This window comes from Saccharothrix australiensis, from assembly GCF_003634935.1.
Lineage (GTDB): Bacteria > Actinomycetota > Actinomycetes > Mycobacteriales > Pseudonocardiaceae > Actinosynnema > Actinosynnema australiense.
Genome location: NZ_RBXO01000001.1, coordinates 4,783,522 through 4,795,777, shown reverse-complemented (window position 1 = coordinate 4,795,777; position 12,256 = coordinate 4,783,522). Strand labels below are relative to the sequence as shown.

Below are 12,256 nucleotides of genomic sequence, written 5' to 3'. Positions count from 1 at the left end.
ACCTTCACCGGTTCCCTCCCACGAGCTTGTCCACCAGCGTGGCGACCTGGTCGGCCACCCGGCCGACGTCGAACAGCACCTCCGCCCGCCGCCGCCCCGTCAGGCCCTCGTCGGCCGCGAGGAGCGGGTCCGCGAGCCGGGCGGCGATCGCCTCGGCCAGCGCGGGCACGTCGCCGGCCGGCACCACCGCGCCCGCGTCGCCCACGCTCTGCCGCACGCCGCCGACGTCGAACGCCACCACCGCGCGCCCGCTGGCCATCGCCTCCAACGGCACCAGCGCCATGCCCTCGGCCCGCGACGGCACCACCACCACGTCGGCCGCCGTGTAGAAGTCGGCCACCGCCGCGTCGTGACCCCACCAGCACACCGAGCCGTGGTCGGCCGACGCCCGCCACCGGTCCCGCAGCGGACCGTCGCCGACCAGCACGAGGCGCGCGTCCGGCACCGCCGCCAGGACGGACGGCCACGCCGCCAGGAGCTGGTCCTGCCCCTTGAGGTGCGCGAGGCGGCCGACGCACACCGCCGTCGGCACGTCCGGCAGGCCCAGGCGGCGGCGCGCGGCGACGCGGCTGCGCGGTCGCAGCGCGGTGGTGTCCACGCCGTTGCACACCACCTCTGCGGGCGTGCCGATCCCGTTGGCCCGGCCCACCGCCAGCTCGTCGTCGCTCACGCACACCAACTGGTGCGCCCACCGGGCCGCCAGCCGCTCCCACAGCGCCGTCGCGAGCCGCAGGGGACCGCGCGCGGTCTGGAACGACCACAGGTGCGGCTGGAAGACCGTGGGACGTCGGCCGCGCAGCGCGAGGCGTCCCGCGAGGCCGGCCTTGGAGCTGTGCAGGTGCACCGCGTCCGGGTCGACCTCGTCGAGGATCCTCCGCAACCGCACCGCTTCCCCGGCGGTGCGCGGGCCGGGGGAGCGGAGGGCGGGCCAGTCGCGCACGTCGACGCCGTCCTCCCGCAACCGGTCCGGGAGCCACCCCGGCGGGCACACCACGCTCACCGACCAACCCCGGTCCCGCTGCGCGACGGCGAGCTGCCGCACCACCGCCGCGACCCCGGCGGTCACCGGCTGGGACACGTGCACGACCTTCATCGACGCACCTCACGAAGTTCACGGACCGCGCGGCGGTCGGTGAGCAGCACCGCCGCCGCGTAGCCGAGCACCAGCACCAGACCTTCGCCGAGCGCGCCCGGCACCGTGGGGCCGAACAGCCCGCCGACCGACCGCGCCACCACCAGGCAGCACACCGCGCCGGCCGCGACGCCGGCCGCCATCCGCCCGAGGCCGGGCGGCGCGAGACCGCGGCGCGCCAGCACCCGCCACGCGACCGGCACGAGCGCCCAGACCACCGCGAGCTGGGTCGCGGCCACCGCCACCACCCCGTGCCGGGTGCAGACCAGGAGGGCGAGCACCAGCGCCGCCAGGTGGGTCAGCTCCAGCGCCAGGTAGCGGCGGGCGTGCCCGGCGGCCCGGATCACCTGGTACCAGAGGTGCAGCAGGCCGAAGCCCAACCCGTAGCCGCACAGCAGCGCCAGCGGCGCCGCCGCGGGTGCCCAGCGGTCGCCGAACAGCACCACCCGGTCGGCCATCGCCGCCGTCACGGCGTACAGGCCGCCGGTCACCACGAGCAGGGCGTGCGTGGCGCGACCGGCCGCCGCGGGCAACTCCTCCGGCCGACCGGCCCGGACCAGCTTGGCGCACCAGGGGAACACCACACCGCCGAGCACGACCGCGACCACGACGTAGGGCACCCAGGCGATCCGGTAGGCCAGCGAGTACACGCCCACCGCCTCCGCGCCGAGCACCCGCCCGACCGCGAGGTAGTCGACGTTGACCAGCAGCACGGCGACCAGCGCGCCCGGCCCGACCACCGCGATCCACCGCGACGCCTCGGCCGCCGCGCCCGCGTCCCAGGCCGGCCGCACCCGCACGCCCACCAGCGCGCCGAGCGCCGGTTGCGCGACCGCCGTGCACAGCAAACCGCACACCAGCGCGTACGGCCCCCACCCGAGCACGGCGAGCCCGATCGTCACGGCCGCGCCGAGCAGCGCGCCACCCGCGTCGGGCAGCATCCGCCGCCGGAAGTCCAGTTCGCGGTGCAGCAACCCCATCTGCACGCCCGCCGCCGCCGTGCCGGGCAGGCTGAGCGCGGCCAGCGCGACCAGCGGGGCGACCCCCGGCGCGCCCACGGCGTCCGCGACCACCCCGGACATCGCCACGAGCAGCACGGCGAGCACGGCGCCCGTGCCGACGCTCAACGTCAGCAGCGTGCCCGCCACCCGGCGCGGGTCGAGGCGGGTCCGGCTGATCACGTCGTAGACGCCCACCGACTGCACCACCTGGCCGATGTTCACCACCGACACCGCCAGCGCCACCAACCCGAGCCCCTCCTCGGTGAGGAGCGCGGCGAGCACCAGCGTCACCGCCACCTGACCGCCCTTGCCGACCAGGTTGACCAGGAACAGCCACAGCGACCCGCGCACGGCGCCCGTCACGACGGCCCGGCGGCGAGCGGCTTGCGACCACGGGCGAACAGGGCCAGGGCGACCCAGGCCACCACCAGGGCGATCCCGTCCGCGGTCACACCCGCCCGCGCGCCCAGCGCGGCGCGGATCGCCGCGTCCACGAAGTGCAGGTGCGCGAATGGCACCAGCGCGGCCACCACCGCGACCCCGAGCAGCACCCGGCGGGACCGCCACCCCGACCGCGCCCGCCACCCCGACCGGCCGCGCCACCACGCCACCACGACCAACGCCAGCGCGGGCACGGCGATCAGCACGTCACCGGGCTGGTGCACGACGGCGACCACGACGGCCAGGCACGTCAACAGGTCCGCGACCGCCACCTCGCCCGTCCGGTCCAGCCGCCGCGCCTGCACCGCGCTGGTCGCCACGACCGCGAGCGGCGCGAGGAGTTCGACGCCCGGCGGCAGCCACCCGGTGACCCGGAAGAACACGGCGGCCACGTCGACCCGTTGCGACACCACGGAATCCACCGCCCCGTACGGGGTCGTGCCGGCGTGCCGCAGGTTCGCGGCGACCGCGTCGAGGAACGCGCCGACGCCACCGCCGCCGGCCACCAGCGGCACCACGACGACCAGGCTCGCCAGCGCCGCGAGGGCCGTGCCGCCCACCGCCACGCCCCGCGAGCCCCGCGCGAACAGCAGCACCGCCAACGGCAACCCGAACTGCGGCTTCAACCACGCCAGCGCCAACGCGACCGCCGCCCACCGGGGGTGGTCGCGCCGCGCCAGCAACGCGCCCGCCGCGCCGACGGCGACCAGGGGGTTCACCTGCCCCACGTACAGCTGGGCCTTGCCGACCTGGCTGACCACCAGCAGCGCGCCCACCACGGCCGTGCCGAGCACGAGCGGGGCCCGCACGTGCCCGGCCGCCAGCACCGCCAGGAACACCAGCAGCAGCAAGGAGACCGCCGCGAACGCCACCGCGCCGAGCCGGTAGCCGGGCAGCGCGAACGGCAGGTGCAGCAGGAGGTGGTAGGGCTGGTACAGGTTGAAGCTCTGCCGCACGGGCCAGTGCGCGAACATCGTGGCGGGGTCGTACGGGTTGCCGCCGGCCAGGAACTCGCGGATCGGGAAGTACAGGGCGTCCCGGAAGTCCTGCATCCGCTCCTCGGGCCGCGTCGCCGGGGTGGGCAGCGGGACCTGCCAGGCGGGGCGCAGCGCCCGCCACGCGGCGAACACCCCGACGACCGCCGCGACCAGCGCGACCGCCGTCCGCGCGTCGACCCCGGCGAACCGCCACGCCACCGGTGCCCGCCCACCGCCGACGGCTCCGGTGCCCGCCGTTCCGGTGCTCCCGGTTCCGGCGCTTGTCCCGCCCGTGCTCGCCGTGCCGGTGCTCGCCGTCGCGGCATCGGCTGCCGCGCGACCGCTCGCTGTGGCACCGGCCGCCGTGACGTCGCCCGCTGTGACGTCGCCCGCTGTGAGGCCGGCCACCGTGACACCGGCCGGCTCGGCGGACGGCACGCCGTCGAGCGCCTCCTCGCGCGCCCCGCCACCGGGCAGGTCTCCGCGCACCACACCGGCGTCGCTCCCGCGCGCCCGGATCTCCCGCGTCATGCCAACACCACCGCCACCACCGTCGTGCCGGCCGGCAGTGCGCCGACCACGCTCGCCAACTCCTCCTGCCGCCCGCCCGCCGGCACGACGACGACCAGCGCCACCCCGTCGGACGGTTCGGCGGTCTTGTCCGGCAGCCGTGCCGCCAGCGCCTCCGCCGACGGGATCAGCTCCGGCACCACCGCCACGACCCGCGCGGGCCGGGTCGCCGCGTCGCACAGCACCGCGAGCCGCCCGACCAGGCCGGGGTCGTCGTCGTGCAGCACCGCCACCGGGCGGTCCGAGCCCGCCGCGGCCAGGGCCGCGCGCACGGTGTCGGAGACGCGGGTCCTCCGCAGGTGCCGCCCCGCGGCCGTCGTCACCCCGGCCGCCACCGCCGCCGCGAAGGCGAGCCCGAGCGCCAGCGGCCAGTCGGGCGCGACCCGCGTCACCTCGGGCTCGTCCAGCAGCCGCAACGTCGCCGCCGGCGCGAGCAGGTCCGTCGCCACGACGGCCCGCGCGACCGCCGCCGCCTCGGCGGACGCCTGCGCGGCCGTGGGCGCGCGCACCGACAGCCGCGCCAACCCGGACGCGGGCACCAGCTCCACGGACACCCGCTCGGCCACCGTCCCGGCCCGAGCCAGCACGAGCGGGCTGCGCGCCACCTCCACCAGCGCGGGCAGCGACAGCGCGACCACCTCGCCGTACTGCGGCGCGTCCGGGCCGGCCGGCCCCGCGAGCAGGCTCACCCGAGCCTGGTGCTCCTCGCCCCGGAACACCGTCGCCGCCAGCACCAGGCCGCCCACCAGCAGCGCCAGCAGCGCGCACTCACCGGCGAACCGGGCCCGCAGCAGCGCCGCGGCCGCCCGCCCGCCCACGTCCCTCGCTCTCACCGGCGGCCACCCCACGTGCGCAGCAGCGCGTCGTAGGAGCGCATCAGGGCACGCGGGTCGTGGGCGCGGGACACCGCCGCCCGGCCCGCCGCGCCTTCCGCCGCCCGCCGGGCGGGGTCGAAGAGCAAGGCGCGCAACGCTTCCGCCGTCGCCGCCGGATCACGCGGCGGCACCACCAGCCCGCCGCCACCCGACAGCACCTCGCCGACGCCGTCCACGTCGGTGGCCACCACGGGCCGCCCGGCCGCCAGCGATTCGAGCAGCGCGACCGGCATGCCCTCCCAGTCGCTGGTCAGCACGGTGAGGTCCGCCGCCGCCAGCAGGTCGGGACCGTCCGGCCGGTTGCCCAGGAACCGCACGCCCGCCAACCCGGCCGCCCGCTCCTCCAGCGCGGCGCGCCACGACCCGTCGCCGGCCAGCCACAGCTCCGCGCCGCCACCCACCAGCGCCCACGCGTCGAGCAGCACGTCGTGCCGCTTCTGCGGTTCCATGCGGGCCAGGCACAGCGCCACCGGGACGTCCGGGTGCACCCGCAGCGCCGCCCGCACGGTCGCCCGGTCGACGCGGGGCTCCTGCGGGAACACGGCGTTCGGGATCACCACCGGTTCGGGCCGCAGCCCGGCCGCGCGCAGGCGGGACGCGGTCGCCTCGGCGACCGTCACCACCGCGCCGGACGTCCGCCGCAGGATGCGGGCGGCCCCGGCGTAGTCGGCCTCGGCGACGCCGTGGAACACCGTCACGAGCGGCACCCGCCGGGGCACCAGGGCCAACCGCGCCACCATGCTCGCGGACACGTTGTGCGCCAGCACGACCTCGGGCCGGAAGCCCTTGATCGCGACGCGGGTCGCGGCCGTGGCGCGCAGCACCCCGGACGCCTTGCGCCGGGCCACCGGCACGGCGAACGTCGGCACGCCGTGCCCGCGCAACGCCTCCGCGCGGTGCCCGCCGCCGCTGGCGACGGCGGTCTGCCAACCGAACTCGCGACCGGACCGGGCCATCCCGGCCACCAGGGCCTCCGCACCACCGGTGCCCATCTCACTGATGACGTGGAGCACACGCATCGGTTCCCCTTCGACGCAGGTCGGCCGCGGCGACGACCGCGACCAAGGACCACAACGGCAGGTAGTACTGCTGGGACAGGAAGGTGGACGCCACGACGACGGCGATCAGCGACGCCTGCACCGCGACCACCGGCCGCCGCGCACCGGCCCCGCCGAACCCGCACCGGTCGGACGGCGGCCCACCGGGTCGGAGCGGTGGCGCGCCGGAGCGCAGCACGCGTTCCGAGCACACCGCCGCCACCACCGGCAACCCGAGGAACGCCGCGAAGCCGGCCAACCCCAGCTCGGCCGCGACCTCCAGGTACATGTTGTGCGCCACCGGGGTCTGCTCGTCGCTCTCGGCGTTGTGCGAGGCCGCCGCGTACCCGTCGCGGAACCCGCCCGGCCCCACGCCCAGCACCGGGTGCGCGGCCACCATCCGCGCCGCGGCCTGCCACCGCAGCCCGCGGGTGTCCACGTTGGTCTCCGCGATGTGGCTCTTCTCCCGCACCGCCCGGTCCAGGGTGGGCGCGGCGAACAGCACCACGCCGACACCGAGCACCACGACCGCCGCGGCACCGGCGAGCACGGCCCGCACCGGCAGCGCCCGCCGGACCACCAGCCACGCCACGGCGGCGGACAGCGCCAACGCGCCGCCGCGCGAGAACGTCGCCGCCGCGCCCACGACGAGCACCAGACCCGTCACCGCCAACCCGATCGAGCGCGCCGGCCCACCGAACCGCGCCCACCGGACCGGCCGCGCCCACCGGACCGATCGCGCCCACCGGACCGACCATGCCCACCGGCCCCGGGAGCGCACCGGCCCGCCCTGGCGCGCGGACCCGGCCGGCCCGGCGGAACCCGCGCGGCGCCCGTCGGTCAGCGCCACCAGCAGCGGCAGCGCGGCGACGAGGAAGTAGGCGAGGTCGTTCGGGTCCTCCACCGGCCCGGTGGCACGCGTCGCCCCCTCCGCGACGAGGCTGTGCAGCGCGCCCACCGCCGCGACCGCCGCACCGGCGACGACGGACGCGAGCAGCGCCCGGATCGGCACCTCCCGCGCCGCCACGTCCACCAGCACGACCGTCACCACCAGGAACGGCAGCCAGCGCTGGAGGTAGTCCACGGCGTACGGGCCGCCCGCGTGCACCGCCGTGGTGCCCAGCAGCACCACGAACAGCAGCGCCAGCACCACGTGCACCGGGTGCGCCGCGGGCATCCGCCGCTGCCGCGCCCGCGCGGCGACCCACGCGACGACCAGCAGCGCGGGCGTGACCTTGGCCAGCTGCCCGTGCACCTCCAGGAGGTAGCCCTCCACCGGGGCCAGTGCCGCGGTCGCGCACGCGAGCACGCGCAGGAGCCACGTCATCCCGCGCGTTCCAGCCGCCTCGCGCCCCGCAGGCCCTCGCCGAGCCGGGCGACGTGCTCCCCGGTGCCGACCACCTCGAAGTGCCGCCGCAGCGCGCCGAGCACCCAGCCCAGCAGCTCGACCTTCCGCGCCGCGGACACGGCCATGCCGGGGAAGAACTCCAGGCCGGGCGCTTCCGCCGCGCCCAGGACGTCGGTCGGGTGCAGCAGCAGCGACGGCGTCACGCCGAGCGCCCGGCACAGCGCCAGCGCGGTGCGGAAGTGGGCGCGGGCCAGCGCGGGGGAGACCTGGTGCAGCCGCAGCAGGTACGCGCCGTGGATGGGCACCCGCAGCAGCGGCATGGTGGTCACCGGTAGTTCGACCAGGCCGTTGGCCCAGCGGTGGGCGCGGTTGGGCGCGAGCACCTTCGCGAAGCCGCCGAACAGCTCGCCGCTGTCCTTCGTGGAGGGTGCGGTCCGGTTGTGGTAGCAGCGCGCCAGCGGCCCGACCCACGTCGGCAGGGTGCTCGCGTCGTAGCGGTAGCCGCGGTCGGCCAGCACGGCCAGCAGGCGCGGCGTCACGCTGTAGCCGGGGCCCCGGAACCCGACCGGCCGGGGCGCGCCCGCCGCGGTGATCGCGTCCTCGGCCCGCGCCACCTCGGCTTCCAGGTCGGCGGGGGAGTACCGGTGCAGCCACGGCTCGTGGCCGAACGAGTGGTTGGCGACCTCGTGCCCGGCGGCGGCGATCGCGGCGACGGCCGCCGCGCCGTCGTCGCGCACCGCGTCCGCGCCGACCACGAACACGGTCGCGGTCAGGCCGTGCTCGCCGAAGACCTCCAGCAGCCGGGGCGTGGCGGCGGGCAGGAAGCTGGGCATCCGCTCCCACTCCGGGTCGCCGTGGGTCTTCAGGTAGGCCCAGAGGTTGTCCAGGTCGAGCGACACGCTGGCGATGCTCACGCGGCCTCCCGCGCGGCGGCGACCGGCTCCGCCGGGGCCGGCCGCGAGGCGCGGCCGAGGGCCAGCACGCCGGCCACGACCAGCGCGACGCCGACCGCGACCCACCAGCCGCGGCCGGGCGCGACCCGGTCGCCGAGCGCGAGGACGCCGACCACCGAGGTGACCACGACGGTCACGGAGTCCATCGTCGCGACCGTCGCGGTGGCCGAGCCCCGTTGCAGCGCGACGGCCAGCCCCGCCTGCCCGACCAGCGCGGCGAGCACCATCAGCCACAGCAGCGGGTAGTGGGGCAGTTCGAGCGGTGGCTCGTCGGCCAGCGAGCGGCTCGCGACGGCGACGACGGCGTAGGCCACGCCCGCCGCGACGGCGACCGGGACGACGCCCTTCGCCCGGCGGGTCACCAGGAGCACGACGAGGAGCGGCGCGCCGAGCGCGACCAGGCCGGTGCGCACGGGTATCTCGTCGGCCACCGACGGCGCGGACGCACCCGCGAGCAGCAGCAGCCCGAGCGCCATCGCGACCAGCACCGCGACCTCGACCGGCCGGACCCGCCACCCGAGCGCGAGCACGCCGAACGCGGTGGCCACGCCGACCGCGCAGGACGAGCCGGCCTGTACCAGGTACAGCGGCAGTTCGGCGCGGGCGACGAACGCGAGCACGAACCCGCCGACCTGCCCGGCGAACCCGAGCAGGTAGAGCCGGTCGGCGGCCAGCCGGGCGAGGAGCCCGAACCCCCGGCCCGGCGCGGCGCGGCGGGCGGCGACGGTCTGCGCCACGATGCCCAGCGCGTACATCGCCGTGGCCGCCGCAAGTGCGAGATATCCGGGCACGCGACAACTCCCGTGGAAACTGGAATGGGACGTGCGGCAGCCTAGGACCAGGGTTTTCCTGGCCTGATCGGGCGATATTGCTATTGCTCGAACGGGTGACGAAGAGCATTTTTGATTAGCGCGCTGTCACCATTTGGCGGCGGGATTGCCCGCGAAGCGGTCGACGGCCGCTGATCAACGGCGGGTCCGCCCCGGGGCGGACCCCGCGTCACCGGAGGCCGGCTCCCGCGCCGCCGCCGGGTCGCCGCGCGCCCGCCCCGGATGATGCGCGGCCGGTCAACGGGCGTGCGCTGCGGTTCAAGGACGGCGGCCCCCGGTTTGCTGGACTGGTGGCATGGTCGACGCGGACTTCGTGGTGGTGGGTGGGGGCACGGCCGGCTGCGTGCTGGCGCGGAGGCTGCTGGACCTCACCGAGGGCACGGTGCTGCTGCTGGAAGCGGGCGAACGGGACACCAACCCGGCCATCCACGACCCGGTGCGGATGCACGAGCTGTGGGACAGCGCGCAGGACTGGGGACTGCGGACGGTGCCGCAACGGGACGCGGCGAACCGCCCGCTGCACCTGCCGAGGGGTCGGGTGCTGGGCGGTTCGCACGCCCTGAACGCGATGATCCACGTCCGGGGCAACCCCGCCGACTACGACGGCTGGGCCGCGGCCGGCCACACCGGCTGGTCGTGGGCCGACGTGGAACCGGTGTTCCGGCGCATCGAGAGCGGCCCGCTGAGCATCCTGCGCGACTTCACCGCCGACCCCGTGCAGGAGGCCATCCTCGCCGCCGCCCAGCAGGCGGGCGTCCCGTTCAACCCGGACTACAACGGCGCGGACCAGACCGGCGTCAGCCGGCTCCAGTTCACCATCGCCGCCGGCCGGCGCCACACCACGGCCCGCGCCTACCTGGCGCCGGTGCTGGACCACCCGCGGTTCACCCTCGTCACCAACGCCCACGTCCGCCGGCTGCTGACCGCGGGCGACCGCTGCGTGGGCGTCGAGTGGACCGAGTACGACCGCGTCCACCGGGCCCGCGCCGGGGAGGTCGTGCTGGCGGCGGGCGCGATCGGCTCGCCGCAGGTGCTGCTGCGCTCCGGCGTCGGCCCGGCCGACGACCTGCGCGCGCTCGGCATCGAGGTGGTGGCCGACCTGCCGGGCGTCGGCGACAACCTCCAGGACCACTGGCTGGTGCCCACGATCTTCAGCGCCGCCAAGCCGATCGAGCACGCGCCCGGCGTCCCGCCCGCCCAGACCCACCTGTTCTGGCGCAGCCGGTCCGGGTTGGCGACGCCGGACCTCCAGCCGCTGCACTTCAGCGCGCCGCTGTACGAGAAGTGGATGTCCGGCCCGGACAACGGCTTCTCGCTGATGGCGGGCCTGATCCGCCCGGCGGGCACGGGCCGGCTCACGCTGTCGAGCGCCGACGGGCCGCCGCTGATCGACCCGCGCGCGCTCTCCGCGCCGTCCGACGTGGACGCCCTGGTCGAAGCCGTGCTGCTGTGCCAGGAGATCGGCCACGAGCGGGCGCTCAAGGAGTGGGGCGCGGACGAGCTGTACCCGGGCAAGCTGGAACTGCGCGAGTACGTGCGGCGCTCGGTGATCACCTACCACCACCAGGCGGGCACGTGCGCCCTCGGTTCGGTGGTCGACGCGCGGCTGCGGGTGCGCGGGGTGGCCGGGCTGCGGGTCGCCGACGCCTCCATCATGCCGACCGTCGTGTCCGGCAACACCAACACGCCGACCGTGATGATCGCGGAGAAGGCGGCGGAGCTGATCGCGGCCTGAGCGCGCGACGGCCGCCCACGTCCGACGACGCGGCCGTTCCCGTCCGGCGGCGGGGCCGTTCCCGTCCGGCGGCGCGGCCGCTCACGGACACCCCGGCTGCCACCGGTCACGACGTGTGGCAGCCGGGTGTCGGGTCGGTCAGGGCCGGTGGCGCGGACTTGTCACCGCGCCGCCCCCTGGCGCGCCCGGTAGCGCGGGTTGGTGTTGTGCCACTCGAAGCCGCCGCCCATCCACGCGCGCAGCCCGCGCAGGAAGCGGTGCAGCTCCGGCGACGGCAGCGCCGACAGCTCGCGGTGCCCCTCCTCGAAGTCGCGGACCAGCCGGTTGTGCAGCTCGACGGTGGTCTCCGTCGCCTCGGCCACCGAGCACCCCCGGTCGGCCGCGACCTGGAGGACCATGTTGCACACCTGCGTCTCGTCGGCGGCGTCCTTGGCCACCGACAGCAGGTCGTTGACCATCACCGACGCGGTGCCCGCCTGGAACGCGGCCCGCCGCACCCGCGGGTCGTAGTACAGGTTCGCGGGCAGCTCGTAGCCGCCGACCGGGTCGATCAGCGTCATGGACGTGTAGAAGCTGTCGTGCTGCCGCGCCGCCAGGTACTCCCAGGCGGGCGGGTACTCGCCGGTGTGCCGCCACGCCGCGTAGGTGTTCCAGCTGACGAACATCGCCGCCGTCGAGTAGACCGCCCGCTGCACCTGCGCGGGCGTGCCGTGCCGGGCGAGGTGGTCGATGCCCGTCCGCAGCGCCACGAGGACCGGGTCGGAGCGCAGCGCCTCCTCCAGCGGCGCGGTGAACTCGCCCGCGGGCGGCAGCGGGTCCAGCGCCGCCATCGCCAGCGCCAGCCGGGGCGGCAGCGCGGTCGGCGTCGCGCCCATGCCGCTGTCGTCGGCGTACAGGTCGTCGGCGGCCCACCACGCCGCGTTCAGCTTGGCCGCGATCAGCAGCCGCTCGGGGTCGTCGCTGTCGGGGTGGGCGAGCACGACCAGCCGCCCGAACCCGGCGTCGCGCAGCTGGTCCAGCTCCTCGCCCTCGAACCCGCACTCCCGCGCCCACTCGACCAGCAGGTCCTCGACGACCTCGGTGAGGGCGTCGTCGACCCGCTCGACCACGGGCACGTACAGCGGCGGCGCGGAACCGTCGCCCCAGGGGCGCTCCGCGTAGGCCGGGTCCTGCCCGGCGGCGGTGTCGGCGGCCGCCGCCGCCAGGACCTGCGTGAACTGCGCCGCGACGCGGGCCGCCGAGGTGCCGAGGCCGGTCGGCGTGGTCCAGTCGAAGGGTGTGCTCGCCTGCGCGGCGGGGGCGGTGTCCGTCACAAGGGTCGAGACTGGCAGCGCGAGCCCCGGCCGGCCATCCGCCA

At 76.7% G+C, this 12,256-nt stretch carries 10 protein-coding genes; 1 reads left to right on the top strand and 9 read right to left on the bottom strand.

Features of this window, described 5'->3' with window-relative positions:
- Positions 1-4 precede the first annotated feature (4 nt).
- From C8E97_RS20390 to C8E97_RS20355, 8 genes are read right to left on the bottom strand one after another with little or no spacing between them, the layout of a single operon-like run.
- On the bottom strand, positions 5-1,093 hold the full coding sequence (locus C8E97_RS20390) for a glycosyltransferase (RefSeq protein WP_121007137.1): 1,089 nt from the start codon (positions 1,091-1,093) through the stop codon (positions 5-7).
- A complete protein-coding gene (locus tag C8E97_RS20385; protein ID WP_121007136.1) occupies positions 1,090-2,496 on the bottom strand; it encodes an oligosaccharide flippase family protein in 1,407 nt (468 codons plus the stop codon). Before C8E97_RS20385 ends, C8E97_RS20390 begins: the two co-directional genes overlap by 4 nt.
- The gene (locus C8E97_RS20380) at positions 2,493-4,082 is read right to left on the bottom strand and encodes a glycosyltransferase 87 family protein (RefSeq protein ID WP_121007135.1); all 1,590 of its coding nucleotides are present in this window, start codon (positions 4,080-4,082) and stop codon (positions 2,493-2,495) included. The genes C8E97_RS20385 and C8E97_RS20380 overlap by 4 nt, the downstream gene beginning before the upstream one ends.
- Entirely contained in the window at positions 4,079-4,954 is an 876-nt protein-coding gene (locus C8E97_RS20375; protein WP_246019038.1) for a hypothetical protein, read from the bottom strand. Before C8E97_RS20375 ends, C8E97_RS20380 begins: the two co-directional genes overlap by 4 nt.
- Positions 4,951-6,015, bottom strand: coding sequence for a glycosyltransferase (locus C8E97_RS20370; protein WP_121007134.1), 1,065 nt, complete (start codon positions 6,013-6,015; stop codon positions 4,951-4,953). Before C8E97_RS20370 ends, C8E97_RS20375 begins: the two co-directional genes overlap by 4 nt.
- The gene (locus tag C8E97_RS20365; RefSeq protein WP_246019037.1) at positions 5,990-7,360 is read right to left on the bottom strand and encodes an O-antigen ligase family protein; all 1,371 of its coding nucleotides are present in this window, start codon (positions 7,358-7,360) and stop codon (positions 5,990-5,992) included. Before C8E97_RS20365 ends, C8E97_RS20370 begins: the two co-directional genes overlap by 26 nt.
- A complete protein-coding gene (locus C8E97_RS20360) occupies positions 7,357-8,295 on the bottom strand; it encodes a polysaccharide deacetylase family protein (RefSeq protein ID WP_121007133.1) in 939 nt (312 codons plus the stop codon). The genes C8E97_RS20365 and C8E97_RS20360 overlap by 4 nt, the downstream gene beginning before the upstream one ends.
- Entirely contained in the window at positions 8,292-9,125 is an 834-nt protein-coding gene (locus C8E97_RS20355) for a hypothetical protein (protein ID WP_121007132.1), read from the bottom strand. The genes C8E97_RS20360 and C8E97_RS20355 overlap by 4 nt, the downstream gene beginning before the upstream one ends.
- A 334-nt stretch (positions 9,126-9,459) precedes the next feature.
- On the opposite strand from C8E97_RS20355, the gene C8E97_RS20350 reads away from it, so the two are divergent.
- A complete protein-coding gene (locus C8E97_RS20350; RefSeq protein ID WP_121007131.1) occupies positions 9,460-10,899 on the top strand; it encodes a GMC family oxidoreductase in 1,440 nt (479 codons plus the stop codon).
- A gap of 161 nt (positions 10,900-11,060) precedes the next feature.
- Here the strand turns inward: C8E97_RS20350 and C8E97_RS20345 are convergent, their stop codons facing one another.
- Positions 11,061-12,212: a family 2 encapsulin nanocompartment cargo protein terpene cyclase gene (locus C8E97_RS20345; RefSeq protein ID WP_121007130.1), complete on the bottom strand. Its 1,152-nt coding sequence runs from the start codon at positions 12,210-12,212 to the stop codon at positions 11,061-11,063.
- Between the last annotated feature and the right edge of the window lie 44 nt (positions 12,213-12,256).

Coding starts and splice junctions, on each gene's coding strand:
- C8E97_RS20380 (WP_121007135.1), bottom strand. CDS start 4,082: ATGACGCGGGAGATCCGGGCGCGCGGGAGCGACGCCGGTGTGGTGCGC.
- C8E97_RS20365 (WP_246019037.1), bottom strand. CDS start 7,360: ATGACGTGGCTCCTGCGCGTGCTCGCGTGCGCGACCGCGGCACTGGCC.
- C8E97_RS20390 (WP_121007137.1), bottom strand. CDS start 1,093: ATGAAGGTCGTGCACGTGTCCCAGCCGGTGACCGCCGGGGTCGCGGCG.
- C8E97_RS20350 (WP_121007131.1), top strand. CDS start 9,460: ATGGTCGACGCGGACTTCGTGGTGGTGGGTGGGGGCACGGCCGGCTGC.
- C8E97_RS20370 (WP_121007134.1), bottom strand. CDS start 6,015: ATGCGTGTGCTCCACGTCATCAGTGAGATGGGCACCGGTGGTGCGGAG.